General features: G+C 70.4%; 21 protein-coding genes. 10 read left to right on the forward strand and 11 right to left on the reverse strand.

The window, feature by feature from the left end; genetic code table 11:
- Positions 1–123: 123 nt before the first annotated feature.
- Positions 124–630, reverse strand: coding sequence for a transcription elongation factor GreA (greA, locus tag D7X30_RS37400; protein ID WP_120567767.1), 507 nt, complete (start codon positions 628–630; stop codon positions 124–126).
- A gap of 183 nt (positions 631–813) precedes the next feature.
- Here greA and D7X30_RS37405 point away from each other — a divergent pair, with 183 nt between their 5' ends.
- A complete protein-coding gene (locus D7X30_RS37405) occupies positions 814–1,344 on the forward strand; it encodes an FHA domain-containing protein (RefSeq protein WP_120567768.1) in 531 nt (176 codons plus the stop codon).
- An 18-nt stretch (positions 1,345–1,362) separates the two neighbouring features.
- Here D7X30_RS37405 and D7X30_RS37410 read toward each other — a convergent pair whose 3' ends face one another.
- From D7X30_RS37410 to D7X30_RS37430, 5 genes are all read right to left on the reverse strand, one after another.
- Positions 1,363–2,316: a hypothetical protein gene (locus tag D7X30_RS37410; protein WP_120567769.1), complete on the reverse strand. Its 954-nt coding sequence runs from the start codon at positions 2,314–2,316 to the stop codon at positions 1,363–1,365.
- A gap of 311 nt (positions 2,317–2,627) precedes the next feature.
- Positions 2,628–3,140 carry a hypothetical protein gene (locus D7X30_RS37415; protein WP_147443413.1) on the reverse strand — a complete coding sequence of 171 codons (513 nt, stop codon included), beginning with the start codon at positions 3,138–3,140 and terminating at the stop codon, positions 2,628–2,630.
- Positions 3,141–3,190: 50 nt separating this feature from the next.
- Positions 3,191–6,283, reverse strand: coding sequence for a CHAT domain-containing protein (locus D7X30_RS43740; protein ID WP_120567771.1), 3,093 nt, complete (start codon positions 6,281–6,283; stop codon positions 3,191–3,193).
- Positions 6,280–6,825, reverse strand: a complete 546-nt coding sequence (locus D7X30_RS37425; RefSeq protein ID WP_233592041.1) for an RNA polymerase sigma factor — start codon at positions 6,823–6,825, stop codon at positions 6,280–6,282. The genes D7X30_RS43740 and D7X30_RS37425 overlap by 4 nt, the downstream gene beginning before the upstream one ends.
- Positions 6,826–6,995: 170 nt before the next feature.
- A complete protein-coding gene (locus D7X30_RS37430) occupies positions 6,996–7,616 on the reverse strand; it encodes a hypothetical protein (RefSeq protein WP_120567773.1) in 621 nt (206 codons plus the stop codon).
- 114 nt (positions 7,617–7,730) lie between these two features.
- On the opposite strand from D7X30_RS37430, the gene dgcN reads away from it, so the two are divergent.
- The 3 genes from dgcN to D7X30_RS37445 all read left to right on the forward strand — a co-directional run bounded on the left by dgcN (position 7,731) and on the right by D7X30_RS37445 (position 11,263).
- A complete protein-coding gene (gene dgcN / locus D7X30_RS37435) occupies positions 7,731–8,744 on the forward strand; it encodes an N-acetyltransferase DgcN (protein WP_120567774.1) in 1,014 nt (337 codons plus the stop codon).
- A gap of 60 nt (positions 8,745–8,804) precedes the next feature.
- A complete protein-coding gene (locus D7X30_RS37440; RefSeq protein ID WP_120567775.1) occupies positions 8,805–9,533 on the forward strand; it encodes a YebC/PmpR family DNA-binding transcriptional regulator in 729 nt (242 codons plus the stop codon).
- Between the two features lie 92 nt (positions 9,534–9,625).
- Positions 9,626–11,263, forward strand: coding sequence for a DUF2339 domain-containing protein (locus D7X30_RS37445; protein ID WP_120567776.1), 1,638 nt, complete (start codon positions 9,626–9,628; stop codon positions 11,261–11,263).
- A 27-nt stretch (positions 11,264–11,290) separates the two neighbouring features.
- Here D7X30_RS37445 and D7X30_RS37450 read toward each other — a convergent pair whose 3' ends face one another.
- Both D7X30_RS37450 and D7X30_RS37455 read right to left on the reverse strand, forming a co-directional pair.
- Positions 11,291–11,557, reverse strand: a complete 267-nt coding sequence (locus tag D7X30_RS37450) for a hypothetical protein (RefSeq protein ID WP_120567777.1) — start codon at positions 11,555–11,557, stop codon at positions 11,291–11,293.
- On the reverse strand, positions 11,554–11,907 hold the full coding sequence (locus D7X30_RS37455; protein WP_120567778.1) for a hypothetical protein: 354 nt from the start codon (positions 11,905–11,907) through the stop codon (positions 11,554–11,556). Before D7X30_RS37455 ends, D7X30_RS37450 begins: the two co-directional genes overlap by 4 nt.
- Positions 11,908–11,996: 89 nt before the next feature.
- Between D7X30_RS37455 and D7X30_RS37460 the strand changes: the two genes are divergently transcribed.
- From D7X30_RS37460 to D7X30_RS37475, 4 genes are all read left to right on the forward strand, one after another.
- Positions 11,997–12,830, forward strand: a complete 834-nt coding sequence (locus D7X30_RS37460) for an alpha/beta fold hydrolase (RefSeq protein WP_120567779.1) — start codon at positions 11,997–11,999, stop codon at positions 12,828–12,830.
- Positions 12,831–12,979: 149 nt separating this feature from the next.
- Positions 12,980–14,587 carry a patatin-like phospholipase family protein gene (locus tag D7X30_RS37465; protein ID WP_233592043.1) on the forward strand — a complete coding sequence of 536 codons (1,608 nt, stop codon included), beginning with the start codon at positions 12,980–12,982 and terminating at the stop codon, positions 14,585–14,587.
- A gap of 88 nt (positions 14,588–14,675) precedes the next feature.
- Positions 14,676–15,077: an MGMT family protein gene (locus tag D7X30_RS37470; protein WP_120567780.1), complete on the forward strand. Its 402-nt coding sequence runs from the start codon at positions 14,676–14,678 to the stop codon at positions 15,075–15,077.
- A gap of 121 nt (positions 15,078–15,198) precedes the next feature.
- Positions 15,199–15,741: a D-alanyl-D-alanine carboxypeptidase family protein gene (locus tag D7X30_RS37475; RefSeq protein WP_120567781.1), complete on the forward strand. Its 543-nt coding sequence runs from the start codon at positions 15,199–15,201 to the stop codon at positions 15,739–15,741.
- Here the strand turns inward: D7X30_RS37475 and D7X30_RS37480 are convergent.
- Positions 15,738–18,071 carry a PAS domain S-box protein gene (locus tag D7X30_RS37480; RefSeq protein WP_233592044.1) on the reverse strand — a complete coding sequence of 778 codons (2,334 nt, stop codon included), beginning with the start codon at positions 18,069–18,071 and terminating at the stop codon, positions 15,738–15,740. The genes D7X30_RS37475 and D7X30_RS37480 overlap by 4 nt on opposite strands.
- A 270-nt stretch (positions 18,072–18,341) precedes the next feature.
- Between D7X30_RS37480 and D7X30_RS37485 the strand changes: the two genes are divergently transcribed.
- Entirely contained in the window at positions 18,342–20,147 is a 1,806-nt protein-coding gene (locus D7X30_RS37485; protein ID WP_233592045.1) for a serine/threonine-protein kinase, read from the forward strand.
- A gap of 3 nt (positions 20,148–20,150) precedes the next feature.
- Here D7X30_RS37485 and D7X30_RS37490 read toward each other — a convergent pair whose 3' ends face one another.
- Positions 20,151–21,359 carry an extracellular solute-binding protein gene (locus D7X30_RS37490; protein ID WP_120567782.1) on the reverse strand — a complete coding sequence of 403 codons (1,209 nt, stop codon included), beginning with the start codon at positions 21,357–21,359 and terminating at the stop codon, positions 20,151–20,153.
- A gap of 104 nt (positions 21,360–21,463) precedes the next feature.
- On the opposite strand from D7X30_RS37490, the gene D7X30_RS37495 reads away from it, so the two are divergent.
- Entirely contained in the window at positions 21,464–23,665 is a 2,202-nt protein-coding gene (locus D7X30_RS37495) for an LON peptidase substrate-binding domain-containing protein (RefSeq protein WP_120567783.1), read from the forward strand.
- On the opposite strand, the gene D7X30_RS37500 is transcribed toward D7X30_RS37495, so the two are convergent.
- Positions 23,662–24,654 carry an alpha/beta fold hydrolase gene (locus D7X30_RS37500; RefSeq protein ID WP_120567784.1) on the reverse strand — a complete coding sequence of 331 codons (993 nt, stop codon included), beginning with the start codon at positions 24,652–24,654 and terminating at the stop codon, positions 23,662–23,664. The two genes, D7X30_RS37495 and D7X30_RS37500, sit on opposite strands and share 4 nt — an antisense overlap.
- Positions 24,655–24,755 lie beyond the last annotated feature (101 nt).

Consider the following 24,755-nt stretch of genomic DNA (forward strand, 5'->3'; position numbering starts at 1 on the left):
GCACAGCCAGTGTTGATCACGCCTGACGCTGGCCGGCAACCTCCAGATGCCCTCTGAAGCTGGGTCCAACCCTGAGGTTAGATCCGCCAGGTTGATTTTCGGGCCGGAGATCAGGGACAGCCCCTAGCTGGCCGCCTCTTCCCGAGGATCCTCGAAGCTGATGGAGACGACCTCCAGCTCGCGCACGCCGCCGGGGCTCTGCACCGTGGCGATGTCGCCCACCTTCTTGCCGATGAGCGCGCGCGCCACCGGCGAAGTCACGGCGATCCACCGCTTCTTCAGGTCGGCCTCCGTCTCACCCACCAGACGGTAGCTGATGGTCTTGTCGTTCTCCGTGTCCACCAGCTCCACGGTGGCGCCGAAGATGACCTTGTCGCCACCCAGCTTCGCTGGGTCGATGACCTCCGCGCGGGCGATCCAGTCGCCGAGGGTCAGGATGCGCCCCTCGATGTGCGACTGCTTCTCCTTGGCCGCGTGGTACTCCGCGTTCTCACGCAGGTCGCCGTGCGCACGGGCGACCTCGATTTCACGCGAAATCTTGCCCCGCTCCACGGACTGGAGGTGCTTCAGCTCGTCCTTGAGCTTCTGCAGACCGTGGGGGGTCATCGGGATGTTGTCGCTCCCGCTCATCGAACCACCGCTCCTTCCATCACCTGGCTGCGCATCGGAGGTCCGGCGTTCCCTCCTGGAACCCGGCCCGCGACTCGAAAGGGTCAATGTAGGGAACGAGTGACTGGCCGGTCAACGAAAGCCTTACAGCCATCGTCCGGTAGTGGCTGGGCGCCCGACGGCCGACCCGTTAGGCTGCTCCACGTGCTGTCCGTCCAGGAATTGCGCGCACTCGCCTCCGCCCTCCCCGTGGGCGCCTTCCAGCATCAGCTGGGCCCCTTCGCGCTGGTGCAGCGTCCGCCGTCGGAGCTGTCCGCCGCCGCGCTCGCGCCCACCCGCATGGCGGCCCCCGGCGACGTCGAGCAGGGCATGCTCGCCCTGCTCTTCGAGTTCGACGACCTGCTCGTCGCCACCCTCCCCACCCTCAGGGATTCGGAGGTGCTGCGCATTGGCCGGAGGCTGGACTGCGAGCTGGTGCTGGACGACGCGTCCGTGTCCAAGCAGCACGCGGAGCTCAAGTGGAGCCGCGCGGCGGGCCGCTGCACCGTGCGCGACCTGGGCTCCACCAACGGCACCTTCGTCAATGCCAGCACCATCGGGCAGCGCGAGGTGCCGCTCCGGGGCGGCGACATCCTCAGCTTCGGGAACGTCCAGTTCTGGTACCTGCTCACGGACGCGCTGCATGAACGGCTGCGCGTGGGCGCGGCCTCCGGCCTGGGCTCCCACTCCGGCTGAAGGCCACCCGCCTTCACCTCACGGACAGGCGCCGCAGTCCGCCGCGCACGCGTCGTAGGTGTCGGACGCCCCGCAGGACTCCGTCACCTGGCAGATGCCGTCGCCGCACACGGCCAGGTCTGCGGCGCGCACACGCGTGGTGAGCGGCTGGAAGCTCACGCCGCCCACCGTGCAGCTCACGAAGGCCGCGCCCGCCGCGCCCCCCTGCGTGCACACGTCCGAGCAGCTCCCCACGTAGACGAGCGGCGCGCACGTCATGCGGGGCATCCCGGAGCCATCCACCACCGCGCACGCGCGCGTGGTGCTCTGGGTCGCGTCCAGCGGCGGGTTCTGGCTGCCCGCGTAGAGCCCCTGGCCCTGGAAGAGGTTGCCGAAGAAGCAGGACTCCGGCCGGGCGAAGGAGGCCAGCTCACCGTCGGAGGCGGGGATCTCCTCCCCCAGCCCGTCCCGTCCCAGCACGGAGATGGGCACGCTCACACCGAAGGGATTGCTGTGCGCCGCGAGGCACGCGGAGACGATCTGCTGTTCGGCCACCGTCGCGGGAGCGCCACCGGCCCAGCCCGGCGCCAGTCCCAGCAGGCCCGTCCAGGTGTGCACCGTGTTCGTCTGGGGGTCCGTGAACGTGCGCGTCTGCCCTTCCGGGACGGCGCAGCGCACGATGTAGCGCATGACCTCCTCCGCGAGCGCCGGATCCGCGCCGTACCACGACGCGAAGTCAATGGATGACAAGCCATTGAACGACAGCCCGTTGAAGGACAACCCGTTGAAGGACAGGCCATTGAACGACAGCCCGTTGTACGAAAGGCTGTTGTAGCTGAGGGCGGCCTGCTCCTGCGTGGCCAGCGGATCCGCGGGCCCCGGCTCCCGGGCTCCCGGGGCACAGCCCGCTCCCATGACGGCCAGGGCCAGTCCCCACGCCCACCGTGAGAGCCCCCCCACGCCACGACGACGCCCGTTCTCCACGTTCCCCATGTGTGCAACCTCCTGCTACCGCGGGCGCTCCGACCGGCCCCACGAACGTTTGGACAAGGAGGGCGTCAAAAACAAACGGGCGAGCCGCGCCCCCTCACGCACGAAAAGTGCGAGCACGTTGTACGTATGGCAAGGCGCGAGAGATGCGGGAAACGCGGGAGCGACGTCAGGGCAGACACTCCGGGCGTCTGGGGTTGAACGCGTGGGCTGGCGTTCATCCAGGAACGTGAAGGCCGTGGCCCTCCGGGGTGAGGAGACGTGTCCCCACTCCGGCGCCACGGCCGTCCGTTCATTCCGTCGCGAGGCTGGGATTACCGCTGGGCCTGGGTGGCGATCTTCACCTGGGCCTTGTTCAGCTTCAGGCTGCCCAGCTCGCGGTTGATGTTGGCCAGGTCCGCCTGGGTAATCTGGCCCGGATCATGTCCGCCCGGAGGGCCGCCCTTGGGAGGCTTGCCTTCGGGGGCGACGGCGCCGCCGCGGTCCGGATCCACCAGGGCCGTGCCGCCACCGGCCTCCACGGCCGACAGCTCCTTGAAGCCGGCGGTGGTGCTGGCCGCCTCTCTCTGGGTGATCTGCTTCACCAGCGTGAGCTTCCCGCTGCTCCGGTCGTACCGGTACAGGCGGGTGCCCTTGGCGCCGTCGTCCACGGCCACGTCCACGGAGCCGGTGGACTTCGCCTTCGCCGGGCTCGCGATGGGCTTCGCCGGGGCGAGCTTCACCTGGTTGTTCTGGGTCCTCGCCGGCTGGGCCCCTGCCTGCGCCGCCGACAGGGCGACAAACCCCACGGCCATGCTTCCCACTGCGGACTTCCAACGCGTGTTCATGAATCCTCCCGGTTCCCTTACGCGCGGCGGCGCGGATATTCGCCGGGAGTCTATTCGAACGCGACCAGGTCCTGGACCCACCGGGCGCTGCCCTGCTGGAGCCACCGGGCGCGGGTGTCCCGGAGCGCCTGGGCCGGCGGGGTGCCTCGCCGCAGCGATTCCACCAGCGCCTGGAAGAAGGCCCCGGCCTCCACGTCCGGCACCTCCGTGGAGGGCGCGACCACGGCCCGCGCGCCCGCCTGGATCAGCGCGGACGGCAGGCTGGACACCGCGTGGTAGCGCCACGCGCCCACGTTCGCGTCGCAGGCGGCCAGCATCACCACCGGGGTGCCCCGGAGCGTGTGCCCCTCCAGCTCCTCCGCGGTGAGCGCGTACCGGCCGGCCGCGTCCGGGGACAGCGCCAGGAAGGCCGCGTCGGACACGGTGCCGGCGAGGCCGTGCGTGTGCAGCTCCACCTCCGTGGCGTCCTCCATCTCCGCGAGCACCGCTTCCGGCGTCGCCGCGCGGCCCCGCAGGTGGACGTCGCCCGGCCCCGTCATGCCCTTCCATGGCATCAGGCGCGGCAGCCCCAGCGTCGCGGGCGGCTCCACGTCCGACACCACCAGCCGCTTCGGGACGGGCGCCGGGGCCGAAGCCTCCACGCGGTGGCCGCCCGGAGCCAGGTAGCTCCACGCGCGGTCCGCGGGCAGCAGCCCCGGGCGCCCCAGGAGGATGGGCTCCGCGAGCACCCGCACCACGTCGCAGCCGGCGAGCACCTGCAGGAGCTGCTCGGGGACCGCGGGCACCTGTTCACGCAGGGGCTGCTTGAGGGCGTGGAGGTACACCCCGCCGCTCGCGCCGGTGGGGCCTCGGGCGACGAAGAGCATCCGTTCGTCCTGGCCGGCCAGCGCCAGCAGGCACGACGTGGGCGCGGTGCGGTCCACCTCCCGCGCGAGCAGGTCCACCGCGGTGCCCCACTCCTTCGCCCGGCCCGTGTCCATCACCAGCACGTGGTGGCTGTGGGCCCAGGCCTTGCGCGCCTCGATGTCGGTGGAGCGGTGGAGCGCCGAACCGGTGATGACCCCGCGCAAGAGCTTCTGGCCCTCCTCGCGGTCGCGCTCGATGAGGATGCGCCCTTCGATGTGGTCCACGAGCAACCGCTCGCCGGTGGTCAGCGACGGGTCCTGGCGCAGCACGCGGATGCGCTCGCGCACGCGGTCCAGCTCGCGGCCCGGCACGGTGCTTCCCTCCAAGCGCAGCAGATCTCCCGCGACGGCGACCTCCAGGAGCGTGGGCGCGGTGGGACAGGCGAGCGCGTCCTGCACCTCTCGCCGGGCCCGCTTCGCGTCCAGGTCCTCCACGAAGAGGAGCGCCCGTGCGTGGTGGTACTCGGACCGGCGTGCGCAGTCCTCCGGCGCGTGCTGGACGAACTCGTCCAGGTAGGCGCGCGCCAGCGCCGGGGCGTGGCTCAGCCGCGCGCTCGTCACCAGGTCGGACAGGAGCACCTCCTCCTGGAACCAGCTGTCGGTGCGGAACGCCTCTTCCAGCGCGGAGCGCGCCAGCGAGTCGGCTTCGTGGCGGCGATCCATCCGGTTGTAGAGCGCCGCCAGGTGCCGCTGGAGGTCCACGCAGCGGTCCTGGAAGCCCGCGCTCCGGCACGCCGCCAGCCCGTTCTTGAGGGACGTCTCCGCCGTCTCCATGTCCCCCCGGGCCTGCGCCGCCTGGGCCCGGCCCCGGGCGAGCGGAGCGTCGTACCAGGCGGGCTCACCGGACTGACGGACCAGCGTTGCCAGCTCGTCGACGAAGCGGTCCTCCTGGTGGAGCAGCAGGATGGCGCCCAGCAGCAGGTCGCGCTCGCCGGAGCGCCGCAGCCGCGCGAGGAACGCGTCCGCCTCCGCGCCCTCCAGCGAACGCGTGCCGGCCAGGAGCGCGTGGTAGGTGTTGGCCAGCGGGCCGCGCTTGCTGAAGTCCGCCGCCGCCACGCGCGCCACGTAGGCGCTCGCGGTCTTGGTGCGGGTGACGTCGTCCAGCAGCTCGGCCAGCGGGGCCAGGGCCTTCACGCGCTCCACGGACGGGGCCGCGCGCAACGCGTGGTAGAGGTACAGCCGCGCCAGGTCCGGGTTGCGCCGCGCCATCGAGCCCGGGTACGGCGTGCCGTCCAGCGCCAGCTCCATGCCGGCCCTGTTCATGGCCTGCCACGAGTCCCGCCGCGCCAGCGCGCCCTTGCGCAGGCCGTCCGCGCGCTCGGTGGCTTCGGTGCTCCAGCCGGGCTCCTTCGCCTGCGCCACGCGGGAGAACTCCGCCGCGGCGGCCAGCTCCAACGAGAGCGCCTGGAGCGCGAGGCCCCGGTTCCAGTGCAGCCGCGCGTCGTCCGGCGCGGTCTCCAGTCCCGACTCCAGCAGCGTCAGCGCGCGCTCCGGCTGGGCACGGCCCAGGGCCGCCACCGCCAGGTCGCCCATGACGGCGGGCGATGCGGGCAGCCGCTCCAGGATGCGCTCCGCGCGCTCGAAGTCCCCGGCCGCGAGCCAGGCGGTCGCGACGCCGTGCAGGTCTCCCTTCGCCTCCAGCTCAGACAGGGCCTTGAGGTCCAGCTCCGGCCGTCCGTCCGTGCCGCCGCGCATCGTGCCCGTGGCTCTGTAGTCCGCGAGGCCCGGGTGACTGAGCCGGCCCTCCAGCGGGCGCGCGGAGGCCAGCGCGAAGGGCAGCGCGCGCGCGGTCTCCGTGGAGCGCCACGGACGTCCCACCAGCAGCACCGCGAGCACCACCGCGGCGGCCGCGGCCGCGAAGCCCGCCACACGGCGGAGATCCCACACCGCACGGCCGCGAGGGCGCGCGGACGGGGACCGCGTCCCGGCATCGGGCGCCGGCTCGGACTGGCTCCCCGTCCCAGGGACGGCCCGGAGCCCCGGACCCGCGGGGGCTCCTTCAGAACCCGGGGACGCCACGGGCCGGGCGTCCGTGCCAGGAGGCCTCACGGCTTCCCCAGCTCCGGACGCGGCACGCGCGTCGGCGGCGGCCTGCACGAGGAGGCTCGCCTGCACCTGGTCCTCCAGGCCGGCCTGGCACTCCTCGCAGGTCGCGAGGTGGGCCTGGAAGGCCTCTGCCTCTTCTGGCGGAAGCTCCCCGTCCACGAAGGCGGCGAGCTGTTCACAGGAGACGGTCACGCCGGGCCCCCCGCGGTGCCTTCCCGGGCGAGGAGCAGCTCCTTGAGCTTCTTGCGCGCGCGGAACAGACGGGTGCCCACCGTCATGGACGGGATGCCGAGCCGTCGGCCGATCTCCGCGTAGCTCTGTCGCTCCATGTCCTTCATGCGGACCACCTCGCGCAGCTCCGGGGGAAGCTGTTCCACCGCCTTCCACACGTCATCCAACGTGTAGCGCGCCCATGTCTCCGGGGCGGCTTCTGCCTCCGCCAGGGTGTCCCCCATCGCGTCGGTGAATTCCTCCTGGGGGTGGCGCCGGTCGTGCCGGCACCAGTCGAGGAAGCGTCGAACGAGGATGGACGCCAGCCACGCCATGGGAGGCGCGGACCGGTCATACGTATGAAACGCGCGGAAGGCCCGCTCGTAGGTCTCCTGCAACAGGTCCTTCGCGTCCGACGGGTTGCGGCCCCGGCAGAGGATGCGGGCCCGCTCCTCCAACGCCGGAGCGCACCGCGCGATGAGCGCCTGGAACTCCGCGGCGTCCCCACGGGAGGCCGAAGGCACCTCCGGCTCGGATGCGGAGGACTCCCCGGGCGGGACGGCGCGGGGCGATCGCGGGCGGAAGACCACGGGGGCGTTCCTAGCAGGAGCCGCCCCGCCCGCGAAGTCCGTCGACACCCTCCCTGGCGCTTCCCACCCGACAGGTGGGAGTCCCGGGATGGCAGGCCGGAGGGCTAGCAGGGGCCGTTGCCGATACGAACGCCCGTGCGAACCCGGGCCTTGAAGACGCCCAGCGCCGCTCCGAAGCCCGTGACGCGGATCTTGCTGTAGCCGGACCCACCCGAGCCGATGTTGACGCGCAGCCCGCAGAACGCCGGGAAGAAGGGACCCGCCGGGTACCAGGTGCCGGTGGTGCTCACCGAGCCCAGCCCCCACCAGTAGCCGTTCGCGTAGCCGAACGCGGCGCCGGTGATCGCCACGCCCTTGCAGGCGCTCTCCGTGACGTTGCTCGACGCCGGGATGACCTCCACGAACGGCTGGGCGTAGTTGCCGTACAGGCCGGTGATCTCCGTCACGAAGCGGTGCGCGCAGGACGGCTGATCATAGGTGCCGTCGTTGGAGGCCGCCGAGATGTCCGCGTACGAGCAGTGGGGGAAGACGGCCGGGACCGACGCGCCGTCCGGCTGCGCCAGCACCACGCCCGAGCCCACGCAGGACTCGTCGACGCCCTGCTCCTGGCTGGCGATGGACTCGTCCACGACCTCGGCGCCAGGGGCCTCCTCGTCGAGAGGTCCCCCACAGGCGGTGGCGAGCGAGGCGGCGAACACGAACGCGGCGGCAGGGATGAAGCGCATGGGTGACTCCGGAAGCGTGAGCCCATCCGCGGGCTCCTCCCTGTTACGTCCGGTGTCGCGCTTATTCCCCGCGCCATTTCCACGCCGTTTTTCGGCCGTGCTAAGGCACCGCGCGTGGACATCGACAAGCCCTACCTGCTGTTCCTGGGAGACGTGAGGGATCAGCTCGCGGCCAAGACGGCCCAAGGCATCGTGGACTGGCGGCCCGACTGGTGCGTGGGTCAGCTGCGCCTCCCTGGCTGCGCGGCGGACTGTGGCCTGCCGGACATGGACATCGCCCAGGCGAAGGCGAAGGGCGCGCGCACGCTGGTGGTGGGCGTGGTGAATCCGGGCGGAGTGCTGGCGGACGCGTGGGTGGACACGCTGGTGCGGGCGATGGAGGCCGGGCTGGACGTGGCCACCGGGCTGCACAAGCGGCTGTCCTCGTTCCCCGCCGTGGCCGCCGCGGCGGCGAAGCATGGGCGCAAGCTGCACGACGTGCGCTTCCCGGACCGGGACTTCGCCACGGGACAGGGCACGAAGCGGCCCGGCCTGCGCGTGCTGACCGTGGGCACCGACTGCGCGGTGGGCAAGAAGTACACGGCGCTGGCGCTGGAGAAGGAGCTGCGGCAGCGCGGGTGGAAGGCGGACTTCCGGGCCACCGGGCAGACGGGCATCCTCATCTCCGGGCGAGGCGTGGCGCTGGATGCCGTGGTGTCCGACTTCGTCTCCGGCGCGGCGGAGTGGCTCACGCCCGCGAACGAAGCGGACCACTGGGACGTGGTGGAGGGCCAGGGGTCGCTGTTCCACCCCTCCTTCGCGGGCGTCACGCTGGGCCTGCTGCACGGCGCGCAGCCGGACGCGTTCGTCGTCTGCCACGAGCCCACGCGCAAGCGCATGCGCGGCGTCCAGCATCCGCTGCCGTCCATCCAGGACGTCATCGATCGCACGGTGCTGGAGGGCCGGCTGACGAACCCGGCCATCCAGTGCACGGGCATCGCCATCAACACGGAGCACCTGGGCGAGGACGAGGCGCTGGCGCTCCTGGAGTCCACCGGCCGGGCGCATGGCCTGCCCTGCGTGGACCCCCTGCGCACGGGCGCGGGCCCCCTGGCGGACGCGCTGGCGAGCCGCTTCCCGCGCGGGTGACACGGGCCCCTTTCGCGAAACCCGCTCCACTGGAGCGGCTCACGGTATATTGAGGACACCATGGGACGCATTTTCGAGACACGCAAGGCGACGATGTTCGCCCGCTGGAACAAGATGGCGAAGGTCTTCACACGCATCACGAAGGACATCGTGATCGCGGTGAAGGCGGGCGGGCCGACCATCGAATCGAACCCCGCGCTGCGCCGGGCCGTGCAGAACGCCCGCGCGGCGAACATGCCCAAGACCAACGTGGACGCCGCCATCAAGCGCGCCAGTGGTCAGGACCAGGCCGACTACCAGATCCTCCTGTACGAAGGCTTCGCGCCCCACGGCGTGGGCGTCCTGGTGGAGGCGGCCACGGACAACGTCACGCGCACCGTGGCCAACGTCCGCTTCCCCTTCACCAAGCTGGGCGGGAGCATGGGCACGGCGGGCAGCGTGTCCCGCCTCTTCGAGCACATGGGCGCCATCCGCCTGGACGCCGAGGGCGTGAATCAGGAGGAGCTGGAGCTGGAGCTCATCGACCACGGCCTGGAGGAGATGGGCGAGACGACCGGCGAAAAGGGCGAGAAGCAGCTGCTCCTGCGCTGCAAGTTCGCCGACTTCGGCAAGCTCATGTCAGCGATTGAAGCCAAGGGCATCACGCCCGTGTCCACGCAATCCGAGTACATCCCCCTGCCCGGCACCCTGAAGGAGCTGCCCGAGGAGCAGGCCACGGAGGTGCTCAAGCTGGTGGACATGCTGGAGCAGGACGACGACGTGCAGCACGTGTTCCACAACCTCGCCTGAAGCACGGGCATCCGGTCCCCGCGCGCACTCCCCGGGGGCCGGTGCCACGCTCACGCGGCGTCAGAGCTGCTGAAGCTCCGCCGAGGAGATCCATGGCCGACGAGGGTGACGGGCAGGACCTGCGGGACACGGTGAAGCGGTTGGAGGCGACGGTCGCGGCCCTGGAGACGCGGCTCGCGAGCCTGGAGTCCCGGGAGGAGCCGCGCACCTTGGCCTCGCCCTCGGCCGCCCCTGTCACGCCCCCGGTGGCCGCGCCCGAGCAGCGCGACCTGGAAGCGCATGTCGGCACCTACTGGTTGAGCCGCCTGGGCATCGTGGCGCTCATCATCGGCATCGCGTACCTCATCACGTACCACTTCGGGGAGCTGGGGGTGCTGGCGCGCGTGGGCGCGGGCTACCTGCTCAGCGCGGGGCTGGGCGCGTTCGGGCTGTGGCTGGCGCGGCGGCACCAGTTGTTCGGGCGCATCGTCTTCGGCGGCGGCCTGGCGCTCGCGTACTTCGTCACCTACGCACTGCACTTCATCCCGGCGGTGCGGGTCATCGACAGCGAGGTGCTGGCGCTGGTGCTGCTCGCGGGGTTCGTGGTGGCCATCGTCACCATCGCGCACCGGATGCAGTCGGAGACGGTGGCGGGCATCGCGCTGTTCCTGGGGCTGCACACGGGGATGCTCAGCGACATCACCGCGTTCACGCTGCTGTCCACGACGATGCTCGCGGCGGGCGCGCTGTTCTTCCTGGTGCGCAACCGCTGGGTCATCGTGCCCCTGTCCAGCCTGGTGGCCGTGTACAGCACGCACGTCGTCTGGGCGGTGCGCACGGGCCACATGGCGCCGGGTGCGCCGGAGGATGACCGGCTCCTGTTGAGCCTGGGCTTCCTCGCGCTCTACTTCCTGCTGTTCTCCGTGGCGCTGCTGGTGCGCCCGCGCGACCTGCCCGTGCGCGCGAGCCTCGCCTTCACGCTGCTCAACTGGGTGGGCCTGACGTCGCTGGGCGCGTACGAGGTCTCCCAGGAGCAGGACTCGCACCTCTTCGGCTTCCTCCTCGTCGTCGCGCTGGCGCATGGCGCGGGGGCCGTCGTGTCGAAGCTCCAGCGTGCTCCCGCGGCGCTGACACACGCGTACCTGGCGCTGACGGCGGTGACGCTCGCGCTGGCCATGCCCGCGCGCTACGACGACGTCGCGCTGGTGGCGGCATGGACGGTGACAGGGCTGATCGCGGGCCTGGCCGCGCGCGGGGTGGAGTCTCCGGTGCTGCGGGGCGTGGGCGTGCTCATCCTCTACGTGGCGCTGGGAGCGTGTGAATGGGAGACGCCGGGACGCCTGACGTTGCTCATCGGGCTGGTGGTGGCGTTCGTGCTGGTGGAGCGCGGCGGCACGGTGCGCGTCGCCGGCCTGCCAGAGCCCAAGGCCCGGACGGCCTTCACCGCCATCTGCGCGGCGGGCGCGGGGCTGTCACTGGTGGCGCTGGTGGGCGCGCGGATGCCCGGGGGACTCGTCACGCTGGGTTGGGTCATCGCCGCCTTCCTCCTCTTCGGCGTGGGCTTCGCGGTGCGCGAGCGCTGGTACCGGCTGGCCGCGTTGGCGGTGCTGGGGCTCGCCCTGGGGCGGCTGGTGCTCGTGGACGTGGCGAAGCTGCCGCCGGATCAGCGGGTGGTCACGTTCATCCTGCTGGGCGTCATGCTGCTGCTCGTCTCATACACATACACGCGGCTGCGCGACCGGCGCGGGTAAAGACACCGTCCCCTGAAGGGCGCGGCCTCAGATGTCGGTCTCCTGCCGCTCCGTCACCCGATACTCCTGCCGGTACGCCTTGCCCCCGCGCTCGAAGGTCTCCACCACGGTGACGCCGTCCTCGGAGAGGAAGAGGCGATAGTTCGTGTCCGCCGTGGGCGTCGTCACTCCGTAGCTTCCGAAGGGAAGCCTGAAGACCACGCGCGGGGGGCGATCCGGACAACAGGCCGTGAGCAGCGAGGAGGCCAGGGCGCTCGTCAGCATGCCCGCGAGCACGATGCCCAGCTTCCTCATGGCTGCCTCTGGAGGCTGAGGTTCCGGTAGAGCTCTCCCGTGCCTTCCGTCGGCTCGGCCTCGAAGAGCGTGGCCCTCGCGAAATCTCCGGTCGCACCCGCCTCCGGCCGCACGGCCCACACGTTGTAGACGGCACCAATGGGGCCAGTGCCCTGCGCGGGGATGATGGAAACACCATTCGCGGTGGCTGACACGAGCCGCAGCCGGATGCCTTCGGCTTCATCATTCAGCGGATCACACACCCCACCCTGGAGCTTCGCGCCCGCGAACAGGGGCCAGCCCAGCGCGAGTCCCGCGCAGAAGAGTGCCGTCGAGGCGACCTTGCGACGATGCGAGGAAGGAATTGGCATGGGGTGGGAGCCTGACCCAACTCACAACCGAAGCACCAGTGCCCCCGGGGACACGATAGCCTTCGCGCCTCCCTGCTCCAGGAGCCCGCATGCGCCTCGCCTACCGCCGACAGAGCACCCTGCACCGGGGCTGCACGCTGAGCTGGTTCGTGGAGGGAGACGGTCCTCCGGTGGTGATGATCCAGGGGGTCGGCGTTGGCGCCGCGGGATGGCGGCCGCAGGTGGAGGGCCTGGCCTCCCACTTCCGGTGCCTCTGCCTGGACAACCGGGGCTTCGGCGCCAGCCAGCCACCAGGCGACGCGCTCACGGTGGAGATGATGGCCGACGACGTGCTTGCCTTGATGGACGCGCAGGGCTGGGAGCGCGCGCACATCATGGGGCACTCGCTGGGTGGGCTGGTGGCGCTGTACCTCGCGCACCAGGCACGCGAGCGGGTGCGAAGCCTCTCGCTGCTGTGCACGTTCGCGACGGGCGCGGTGCCCACCCGCCTCGCGCCGGACCTGCTGCTCATGGGCCTGCGGACCCAGCTCGGCACGCGGCGCATGCGGCGCCACGCCTTCCTCCGCATGGTGCTGGCGCCCGAGGAGCTGGCCCACGCCGACAAGGACGCGTTGGCGGAACAGCTCGCGGAGCTGTTCGACCATGACCTCGCGGACCAGCCACCCGTGGCGATGCGCCAGTTCCGGGCCATGCGGAGCGCGGACGCGACCCCGTTCCTCCCGGGGCTGGCGGGCCTGCCAACCCTGGTCGTGAGCGCCACGCACGATCCCATCGCGCCCCCCACCGCCGGGCAAGCCCTGGCGGCGGGAATCCCTGGCGCCCGCTTCGTGGAGCTTCCCCATGCCTCGCACGGCGTGCCCCTGCGCTTCCCGGACCGCGTCAACGCGCTCCTGAAGGAGCACCTGGACGCCGCCGAGAGCTAGGGATTCCTCACGGGGGGGCACGGCCGGTCGAAGTACAGCGTGTGTCCCAGGGCAGCCATCCTTCCAGGCAAGGGATCGCCGGCCGCGTACCGGAAGATGGCGCCGCTGCCCTAAGTTCCCGCCGTCCTCCCCGCCGCGCCCCAGCCCCCATGAGCCAAGACGTCACGCCCCCTGTCTCCGTGAAACACGGTCCGCTCGGACCGCTCGTGCTGTGTCTTTCGGGTGGGGGTTACCGCGCGGCGGCGTTCCACCTGGGGACGCTGCGGTTCCTCGACACCGCTGGACTTCTGTCCGATGTCGTGGGCCTGTCCACGGTGTCCGGTGGCACGCTCACGGGACTGGCGTGGGTGGTGAGCCAGCTGGACGGCAAGCCGTTCAAGGCGTTTCACGAGACGTTCTCCGCGTACCTGCTGCGGACGAATGTGATTGCGGAGGCCCTGACCCGGCTCACCTCGAACCGCGACCACGGCAGCCATGCGTGGGCCAGCCTCATCCGGTCCGCCGCGGACGTCTACGCCCGGCCCGACTTCCTGGGCGACCGGCGCTTCGGTGAGGTCCTGGACGCGGGTGGGCTCCAATTCCAGGAGGCCATCTTCAACACCACCGAGTTCCACACCGGCCTGGACTTCCGCTTCCGGCGCAGCAACAACCCGCTCACCGTCCTGGGCAACAACGGCTACCGGATGCCGCGCCCGGTGGCCAGCCACGTTCGGCTGGCGGACATCGCCGCCGCGTCATCGTGCTTCCCGGGCGGCTTCGAACCGCTGGTGTTCCCGCAGCAGTTCCACTGGCCCCAGGGCTATCCGCTCGACACCGCGCTGGCGGCCCTGGGCCCGGGCTTCCAGAGCGGCCTGCCGCTGATGGACGGCGGCATCTACGACAACCAGGGCATCGACAGCCTGCTGCTCGCGTTCAACCGGACGGATCCGCCGCCCACGCTGCTCATCTCCGACGTCAGCGTCCAGAGCCCGGAGATGTACAACGTTCCGGAGAACCCGACGAAGCGCGGCTGGGTGACGCTGAACGGCGTCTCCTGGTTGGCCTACGGCCTCTTCTTCCTCACCCTGCTCTCCGCCGCCATCCTCGTGTGGCGCGGGTTCGAGACCGCGCGCGAGGGCAACTGGGAGCCCAGGGACTATTTCCTCTACCTCATCCCCGGCGTGTTGACGGCGTCGGTGGCGACGGCGCTGGTCTGGGTGCGTGCGCGACTGACGGATGTCGTCACGCTGGTGAAGCGGCAGATGGATCTGGACGTCTGGCCGTCGTTCAAGAAGCTCACCGTGCCGGAGTTCGCGCAGATGCTGGTGCTCCGCGCGACGTCGCTGCTGGCGCTGACGTCCAAGGTGTTCATGAAGCGGGTGCGCGGACTCGTGTTCGGTCAGGTGTATGGAGATTCGCGATTCAAGGACCGGCGCATCTCCAACCTCATCTCCGCGTTCACGGTGGACCGGCCCAACCTGTTCGCGAAGCACCCGTGGCTCAAGCCCGGTGCGCACCTGGTGGCCGTGGGCACGCAGGCATGTCAGATGCCCACCACGCTCTGGTTCACGGACGCGGGCCAGTTCACCACCGTGGAGAGCGCGGGCGCGGCCACCATCTGCTACGTGCTCCTGCGCCACATCGTGGAGCACCACGCCGGGCAGTACGAAGCGCCGGGCCAGCCGTTGAATGCGCTGTACCAGCGCCTGCGTCAGGAATGGGCGGTGCTCAATCAGGCCGGCGCTCCATCGCGGGAGCGACAGGCCGTGGCGGCCTAGCGCCCCGGGGACTGGCGGACGCCTCGGGTTTCGCGTGCATCGGGAGATGCCATGAGTAGGATTCTGGCAGCCCCAGCCCGGAGACCCGATGGCATCCCCCACCGATACGCAGGACCCGTACGAGCGCATCTACCGCGTCTGCGAACAGGTGCCCTCCGGACAGGTGGCCACCTACGGAGACATCGCCACCATCGTCGGCGGGGCCTGTGATGCGCGCACCGTGGGCCACGCGATGGCGGCGCTGGGGTCGCGCGCGGCGACCGTGCCGTGGCAGCGCATCATCAACCGCACGGGCGGCATCAGCACCTCCGGCCACCGCCAGCGCGAGCTGCTGGAGGCGGAGGGCGTCGCCTTCGACGCCGCGGGCCACGTGCGCATGGACGCGCACCACTGGAAGGGCCCGAGCGAGGCCTGGGCACGCGCCCACGGCTTCAACGTGCTGCCGCCCCAGGACGCGCCCGCACCCGACGCGCAGCTCAAGCTCTTCTAGGGCCCACGGAGCGTCCGGGCGACCGGGCACGAGGGGAAAGCGCTCGGCGGCCCGTCTGCTTTTCAGAGCGGAATAAAGGCGGCAGCCTCAGGTCCTCGCCCACTGCTTGGACCTCCGAAGAATGTCCTCTCCCCTGCTCCGCTGGGGCCTCGTGCTCCTGGTTTGTCTGCTGGCACCCGTCGGGTTCGCGAAGGAAACCAAGGTCCGCAGGGCCAAGGCGAAGGCACCGAAACTGGTGCGGATCCACAGCGGCCACCGGCTCCATCGCGACGCAGCGGCCGCCTTCGAGCGCATGGCGGCGGAGGCGCGCACTGCCGGTCAGTCCCTGCTCGTCACGAGCGGGTGGCGTTCGTATCAGCAGCAGCGCTTCCTGTGGCGCCGCTACCGCCAGGGCCTGGGGCCCAAGGCCGCGCGGCCGGGCCGCTCCAATCACAACCGGGGGCTCGCGGTGGACCTGGTGGTGGGCAGCGAGGAGGCGTCCCCCACGTATGACTGGCTCGCGGGCAACGCGTGCCGCTTCGGCTTCCGTCGCACCGTGGCGTCGGAGCCGTGGCACTGGGAGTACCGGCCGAAGAGCACCTCCGCGCCCCAGGACGGCGAGGACTGCCTGGGCCGCCCCCTGGACGTGAAGCCACCCGCCGTGGTCCGCCAGGACGCGAGCTAGGCCATGTGAGGCGGCAGCTCCACGATGAACCTCGCACCGTGCCCCGGCTCACTCTCGACGCGGATGCTTCCGCCGTGGGCCTCGACGATGCGTCGTGTGATGAAGAGCCCCAGCCCGAGCCCTCCGTAGTTGAGGGAGGCGGCGCGCTCGAAGCGCTCGAAGATGCGGGCCTGGGACTCGAAGGGGATGCCCATGCCGTGATCCTCGACGATGAGCCGCGCCCTGCCCGCGTGCTTCGCGACCTCCATCCGGATGGGACGGCCCGCGCCATACTTCATCGCGTTGGTCAGCAGGTTGAGCATGACCTGCTCCATCCGCAGGCGATCCCAGCGGCCCCAGACCGGCTCGGGGGCCACCAGCTCGAACTCGCAGCCCGCCTTCTGGAGCAGCTCCGCGACATGGCCCGCCATGTGCCGGGCGACCGTCACCAGGTCGATCTCCTCCATGCGCAGGTCGAGCCGCTTCTCATGGACGCGTGAGACGTCGAGCAGGTGGTCCGCCAGATTCGACAAGCGTTGGAGCTGATCCTGGAAGACCTCCAGCATCCGCGTCACCCGCTCCGTGGACAGGGGCTGCGCCCCCATGAGCAGCACGGACTCCATCTGCTGGACCCGCAGCCGCATGGACGTCAGCGGTGTCTTCAGCTCATGGGAGGCAATGGACAGGAATTCGTCCCGCGCGCGGATGGACTCCTGCGCCGAGCAGTAGAGCTGCGCATTGTCGATGGCGAACGCCGCCCGGCGCCCGAGTTCCTCCGTCAACGTCAGCTCCTCCGGCGCATACGTGCGCCCCGGTTCGGGAGAGAGGAGATACAGCACGCCCAGGGTGCGGCCTCGCGCCTGGAGGGGCACTCCGAGCGAGGGCCGGTCCTGGAGCGATCTCAGCTCCTCCGACAGCGCTTCGGGAGCCCACAGGCCCTGTGACGCTTCGGACAGCTCCGATTCTCCCGTGGCCAGCACCCGCGCCGGACCGTGACGTGCGTCCGGATCCGGCGGGTGACGTCGCAGGAACTCCCGCACGCTCGCGGCACGGGCCGGCGAACGGTCCGCCACCGCCACTGGCCGCAGGCCCACGCCGTCCGTCCGCACGAAGAAGACACACAGCTCCGCCAACAGCGGCACGGCCAGCTCGGCGACGCGCTGGAGCGTGGTTTCAGGGTCGAGCGAGGCCACCAGCTCGCGGCTCGCCTCGGCCAGGAATCGTTGGGACAGCTCCATCCGCTTGCGCGGGGTGATGTCGGTGGCGATTCCACAGAGCGCGTAGGCCACCCCATTGGTGTCGAGCAGCGGGAACTTCTGCGTGAGGTGGACGTGGAGCCCATCGTCGTGCAGGAGCCGCTCCTCCCGCTGCACGGGGACCCGGCTCTGGAAGATGTCCCGGTTGGCCTCGTGCAGCGTCTCCGCGATGTCCCGGGGAAAGACGTCGAAGACCGTCTTGCCAGCGACCTGTCGCCGGGTGCGGTGGAAGAGCCGCTCCCACTCGCGATTCACGAACAGGAAGCGCTCCTGCGTATCCAGGAGGAAGAACACGGTCGGCGCGTTGTCCAGGATGGCGCGCAGCCGCTGCTCGCTCTCCTGCAACGCTTCCGCTGTTCGCTTCCGTTCGGTCACGTCGGTCAGCACCGCGAGCGAACGGACCATCTGGCCGGAGGCGTCCCGCTCCACGATGGCGGACAAGAGGACGTCGATGACCTCCCCGCTCTTCTTCACGAGCTGGTACGGCACGTCCTTGCACACCCCTGTTTTGTAGTATTCGGGCAGGACGACCTCGCGGGCGTACCGCTGGGACTCTGGCGTGAGGAACTCCACCGATTCTCGCCCGAGCACCTCCTCGCGCTCGTAGCCCATCGTGCTCAACCAGTAATCGCTGACGCTGATGAGCCGCCCTCGAGGGTCGATGGATTGCATCATCACGGGCGTGCTGTTGTAGAGCGACCGGTACTTCTCGGCGCCCTCGCGCGCCGCGTCCTCCGCCCGCTTGACGTCGGTGATGTCACTGACGACGGAGACGCCGCCGCGCACCCGGCCGGCCTCGTCACGAATCGGGCTGGCGCTGACATGCAGCCAGGTCCCCGCCGGCCTCGCGGCGTTGCGCAGGAATACCTCCGCGCGGGTGACGCTCTCACCCCGGAGGGCCCGGCTCATGGGCAGGCGCTCGGGTGGATAGAGCGTGACCTGGTCCGACAGGTAGAGCCCGTAGTGCACCGGCCACCGGCTGACAGGCTCGTCGGTGAGCCCCATGCCCAGGATGCGCTCCCCCCTCGGGTTGATGAGCACGAGGCGCTCGTGCTCGTCCGCCACCAGCATCCCCTCGCCTATGCTGGAGAGCACGGCATCGAGGAGGCTGCCGTGCCCTGGCGGCGCGGCTCGCTGGGGCGGATACGCTGGGCTGTCGTGCGGGCGGGCCATGGGACGCGTGAAGGGGGCGGACTCTTCCCTCTTCAACGATGGGGGCTCGCCCGCCCATGTGCCAGACGTCGCCTCCCTCTCTGCGAAGCGGCGGCCGGGCATCCAAGGGCCGCCATCGGACAGACACTGTCACCCCACTCTTTTCTCACGGGTTGGACAAGGAATCCCTGCTGACGACTAAGATTCACGCCCGTGAATCCTTTCACGATGGTGCACCTGACACTCAGCGGAGCGTTCACCATGCTCGCGCTGGTGCATTTCGCCACCTGGGTGGCGGTGCGTTCGCAGCGCGTCCAGCTGTGGCTGGCGTGCGGCTTCCTGGGTTTCGCGGTCATCAGCATCACGGCGGGCATGACCCGCGAAGAGGCGACGGCGACGCTCACGGACACACGCCCGTGGCTGTTGCTGGGAGCGCTCACTTCGATTCCGCTGCCCTACGTCCTGCTGCGTGTCGTCTGGTCGCTGCTGGACCTGCCACTCACTCGCTGGCGGCGGGTGATGCTGGGAGTGGCGGTCGCGCTGGGCGCGGTGCGGGTGCTGGCCGTCGGGGTCGCCCTGTACGCGGCGCCCGTGGAGGGGCAGACCGCGGAGCAACTGGCGCGTGAGACCGCGAGCCTGGGGCTGCCCCTGTTCTGGCTGCTGGCGGCGGGCGTGGGCGCGACCTGGACCTTCGAAGCGGCGCGGCTGCTGAAGCGGCGGGGCGCGATGGCCGTGGCCGTGCTCGCCGCCGCGCTCTGTGCGCTGGCGCTCCTGCTGCGTGAGCTCGCGGTGGACCTCGGGTGGGTGGACGGGTTCCACGTGCTCCCGCTGGTGGGGCTGCCGTTCCTTCTGCTGTCGTCCACGGCGCTGGCCATCCTGACGGCGCGCTCGTTGCGCGGCGCGGACCTGGGAACGGGCATCCACCGCTACCGGCGGCTCTCACGGCTGGGACGTGGCGGCATGGGCGAGGTGTGGCTCGCGCTCCGGACCGGCCGCGCGGGCTTCCACCGGCTGGTCGTCCTCAAGCGGATGCTGGACGACGAGGCCGGGGAGGAGGTGGAGGCCGCGGAGGTCCGGGTGCGGCGCTTCATCGGCGAGGCGCGCACCTCCGCACGCCTGCACCACCCGAACATCGTCTCCGTCCACGACCTGGGGCAGGTGGACGGCGCGTGGTTCATCGTCATGGAGTACCTGAGCGGCGTGAACGTGCTGGAGCTCGTCCAACGCGCCACGACGGCCGGGGCGCTGCCGCTGGAGGTGATCATCGAGCTCTGTCAGCAGGCGCTGCGCGGGCTGGCCTACTCCCACGAACAGGGCGTCACGCACCGGGACATCAGCACGGACAACCTGGTCGTCTCCTTCGACGGTGTCGTGAAGGTGGTGGACTTCGGCATCGCCCAGAGGACCGGTGCGCTCCCGGAGCAGCGCACCGGCCGGGCGTCGCCAGTCCCCGGCGACGACCGCCTCACCCAGGAGGGCGGCATCATCGGGAAGCTGGCGTACATGCCTCCCGAACGGATGGAGGGCGCCGAGGCGACCCCCTCCGGAGACCTGTTCGCGTTCGGCTGCGTCCTCTTGGAGCTGCTCACGGGCAATCTGTCGCGGGTGATGCCTCCGGCCCCGGAGCAGGCGAAGGCCGTGGAGCGGGCGGACGCACTCGAAGCCTCACGGGTGCTCCGTGGAGTCCTGGAGGTGGCGCTCCATCCGGACCCGGCGCACCGCTTCGCGAACGCCAATGCCTTTCACCAGGCGCTGGAGCCGGCGCGCCAGGCGTTGCCAGCGGTGGACCTGGCCGGCTGGCTGCGCTCACGGTTCCCGGAGCGCTGGGCCCGTGAGCAGCGATTGCTGACACTGAGCGACCCTACTCCCGCGGAGGTGGAGGCCTTGCTTCGAGGGCCACCGCCGTCCGTGGCGGCGACCCTCGTCGCGAACACGCTCGAAATCGATTCGACCACCGAAGTGCTCGCGCCCAGGCCCGCGGCCGGTGACGCGCCCCTGCCGCTTCGACCCAGGCGCTGAGGCTCACTGGAGAGCTTCGAGCAGGGCCGCCTGGAGCGCCTTCCGGTTCTCGGGGAAGCGCTGGTTGGGATAGGGCCGCGCTCCGCTCAGGATGTCTTCGTACTGCTGGTACATGGGGTCGGAGCGTGCGGGCTCCTGCTGATAGAAGGCGCGGTTGGCCTGGAGCAGGTAGCGGGGCCGGGTGCCCTGGGGGGCGTCCGCACTGAAGGCGATGAGGCTGCGCGTTCCGGGGTCCTGCATGAACGACGTGAAGGCGCGGGCATCCTCCGCGCACGTCCCGGTGCAGTTCGCGTTGAGCACCAGCGCATCCACGAAGACCGCCGGCGCCGAGCCCGCGCCCAGCGGAACCGAGATGACCTCCGGGAGCGGCATGGAGGGCTGTGACTGGAGGATGTAGAACAGGCGCTCGGTGTAGCCCATGAAGCCGTTGGCCTGCTCCTGGGCGAAGGCCACTTCCGCCACCGTGTTGTCCGCGTAGCTGCCATCCAGGCACGGGTTGACGCCCGCTTCGAGCGAGCAGCTGTCGACGATGTCCGCGAACGCGCTCACCGTCGGTGCGTCGAGCGGCAGCGAGATGGCGCTCGCGAGCGCATCCCCCGGATGCGTGTCCGCCCAGGCATCGATGTACGAGGAAGGCAGCGTCCAGCTCCCGTCGAAGTTCGCCGCCAGTGGGCGCTTGCCGGGAGAGGCCTCGCGGAGGATTCGCGCGAGCGAGGCGCTGTCCGTCGCGGACCGGATGTTCGGGGTCCGCGAATAGATGACGTAGGTGCACAGATAGGTGGGTACGCCGTAGTGCTCACCGCCAATGCGGACGGCCTCCTCCGCCGCGGAATGCACGACGCCCGCTTCCAGCGCGACCGGCTGGATCCACTTCTTCTCCGCGAGCGAGCCGAGAATCAGCGTGTCCACCTCCACCACCTGGGCGGCCCCGGCCTCCGTGCCGAGCAGCTGGTTCAGCGTCCCGCCTTCATCCAGGTCATAGACATCCAGGTTGGCGTCGAACACGACGTCCAGGTCGATGTCCGGATGGGCCGCTTCGAAGTCGGCCTCCAGCCGCTGCTCCAGACTGGCGAAGCTGTCCCCCGCCGAGTCGGGGATGTACGGGAACAGGACCGCCTTCAGCGGACGCCTGGGAGTGGGGTCGGGATCGGACGACTCCGAGCAGGCGCTCAGGACCAGGATGGCGGGGCAGATCAAGGCTCTCCAACGCATTGCAGGTGACCTCTCAGAAGGGATGCCCGCTGGCGCGCGAGCGGTCCGGGGCGGGATGATGGCCGGGTGATGCGCGATTCGAAACGTAGGAAGGGACGAGACGCGTGACGACCGACCAGGCACCGTCGCAGCCCGGGGACTCCTTGCGTGGAGCCCTGGCCCGCTGGAGCGGTCATCTGCTCCTGTTCCTCACCCTCGTCGGACTGGGGCTTTCCGCCGCGATCTGGCGGCGCTTCGACAGCGCGCTCGTCCTGGCGGTCCTGGCCGGCATCATGGGTCAGGGCCTTGCCCACCAGTGGCCAGGCCTCCTGGCCGCGCGCGCGGACCTGTTGCTCCGCCGGGCGTACCAAGCCGCTGATCAGAAGAATCTGAAGCGCGCGCTACGGCTCGCGCACGCGGCCTGGACCCGCGCGCCCCAGGGGACCCAGACCCAAGCGGATTCGCTGGCCATGATGGCTTATGTGCGCGTCCACCAGGATCACGGCGCCGAGGCGCTGCGGGTTCTTTCCCACGTCCCAGAGGACTTCGTTCCCCCGTCCTCCTCACGCGCGGAGGCCTACCTGCTCACGGGAGAAACGGCGCTCGCGCTCAAGTGGGCGGAGGATGCGCACGCACAACGCCCGGATCCCCACGCACTGCATCTGCGGGTCAAAGCGTTGCTCCATCTGCGCCGCCTGGATGAAGCACGGGAACTGCTGGTCGATGCGACCCAGGAGCAGGTGTGCATGGACGCCTTCCACGAGTTCCAGCGCGCGGCGCTCGAAGCGGGCCGGCTCGAGGAGGCTGTTGTCCTGGGCCAGCGTGGATACGAGCAGCAGGCGTATCCGTTGGGTGCGTGGCTGCTGGCCCGGACGTTCGAGGCGATGGGACAGCCCGCGGACGCGGCCTTGTGGCAGGAGCGCGCCACGAAGGCGGGGTTCACCGACAAGCATGCACTGCCTCTCACCGAGAAGGAGCCGCTCAATCCCCTGGAGCTCGATGTCACGCCTGGAGCCCGGCAGTCCCGAACATGGATCGTGACGCATTGGGCGCTTGCGACGCTCGCGGGCTACGTGCTCGGCGGACTCTTCGTTGAGGTTCCGTACAGCTACCTCTTCGTCACCGCCCCCGAGCCCCTCGGCAGCGGATCCGCCCTCGTCCACGGTTTGCTTTTCGGAGCCGTGCTTGGGCTCGCCCAGTGGCTCGTCCTCCGCCACCAGGTGCCCGACACCCGACTGTGGATACCTGTCACCGCGCTCGGCCTGGGCATCGGGCGGTGGGCGATGCACCAGCTCACTGCCTTCCTGCCCCCCACGCACCTGTCGGGTTCCCACACCATCACCCTCGTGCAGTACGTGATGCTGACAGGAGCACTGATGGCGGGCTTCCAGGTGTGCCTGCTGGGACGCTGGTTCTCGAAAGCAGGGGTCTGGCCGCTCGCGCCGCTCCTGGGTGGAACGCTGGGGTTGAGGATCGCGAGCGGCCTGTGGCGGAGGGTGTCCTACGCCTACGAGCCATCTTTCATGATGTATGTGCCAGAGGTCCTCATCAACAACGCGATGCAGGGACTGCTGATCGGCATCGCGGAGGGATGGCTCCTCTCCTGGCTCCTCCAAGAGCGCTCACGGAGGTTTCCACTGCCCGTGGCGAAGCTCTTCCTGTTGGAGCCGCCTCACCAGCCGGTCGCGTTCCGGCCTCCCGTCCTCGACGCGCACACGCTGCCGGAGAGCCTGCCTCTCTTTCCAATGCGAGACGGAGTGCTCCTTCCGGGCCAGGTCCTGACCGTCGCTCCTGCCCCCATGAAATCGGTGGAGGCCTTCAATGCAGCGCTCACGGGCAACCGTCTCATCGTCGTCGTCACCCAGCGGGACGAGAGAGTGGAGGAGCCCGCCTTCGAGGATCTGCCCACCGTGGGCGTGCTCGCGTTCGCGTATCCGTTCCAGGCACCGGACGGGAGCACCCAGACGGCGATCCATGGGCTGGCGCGCGTGCGGTTGGAAGCGCCCGTCCCGCATGCGACGCATCTGCGGGTGCGTGCGCGCCCCTTCGAGGAGCCGCTGCCCCGGAACGCCCAGGCCATGCTCGATGTCCTGCGCAGGCACTATCACGCGTTTCTGCGAGCGGAGCCCGGACCGCTTCAGCGCCGATGGATGTTCCTCACCCTCGAGGATCCGAGGCTCCTCGCGGACTTCATCGCGAGCAACCTCGCCGCCCCGGTGACCGAGCACCAGGCGATCCTGGAGGAGGCGGATCCGGACGCCAGGACCCGCCTCGTGCTCGCCCTGGTGGAGCGCGCGAGCAGGGGGCAAGCGCAGCCGTCGGCCTAGCGCCCCAGGAACGCGCGCATCTCGGAGACGACCTCCGCCTGTCGCGGGAGCCAGAGGTAGTGACCCGCGCCCTGGAGCGTCACGATCTTCCAGTTCGGCAGGCTCTTGAGCAGGGCTTCCTGGTCGGCCTCGTGCTGACGCAGCTCCGGAAGGAAGACCCGGGCCCGCTCGCGCAGGTCGGCGGGGACGTTCTCCGCCTGGGACAGATACGCCACCCAGCCCGCGAAGGCCTGGTCGTCGGAGATGGCCAGCACCGGGCCCTTCAGCTTCGCGTAGTCCGGCAAGGCCGCGCCCCGGATGCACTGCTCCGTTGCCTCCGGCAAGCGGCGGTAGCGCAGGTACGCGCCCGTGCCCGCGTCGAATTCATACGCCTGATCAATCTCATGCGGCGGGAACGGGCCGCCCAGGTCGCGCGCCAGCAGCGCCGTCACCGCCTCACGTGACGGCTGCCCGTCGAGCACGGTGAACGGCAGCGGCGGCAGCGGACCGGGCTTCAGGAACTCGGCGATCTCTCCCTTGTTGTCCGTCGCGTCCAGGAAGATGAGCGCCTCCACTCGCTCCGGATGGTTCAGCCCCATCCAGTTCAGCTCATCCCCCGCGAGCGAATGCCCCGCGAGCGTCGCCTTCGCGAGCCCCAGGCCCTCCATCGCGGCCAGCACGTCATGCCCCAACGTCGCGCTGTCGTAGCCGGTGGCCGGCCAGCTCGACGCGCCGAAGCCGCGCCGGGTGAAGGCGTAGACGTGGTGCGTGGCGATGAACTCCGGCGCCAGCACGTCGAAGACGTGGGCCGTGCTCCCCACGCCCGCCAGGAACACCAGCGCCGGCCCCTTGCCGCCGTAGTCGAGCACCTCCAGCTCGACCTCCGGGGCCACCCGCACCCGGCCCACCTGGTGCAGTGGGTCCGCCGTGCCGCCGGGCGGCGGTGACGGCGTGGTCGCACAAGCGGAGATCAACAGCACCCACGACAGACGAAGCCAGGACGTTCGCATGGGCGGAAACCTTTGCATGGTCCCCCGCGACAACGAAACGGACTCAAGTCTGAGAATCACGCTTGGCTTCAGCGTAATTTTCCAACCCTCGCTGAATCCCC

The organism is Corallococcus sp. AB011P (assembly GCF_003611605.1).
Taxonomy (GTDB): domain Bacteria; phylum Myxococcota; class Myxococcia; order Myxococcales; family Myxococcaceae; genus Corallococcus; species Corallococcus coralloides.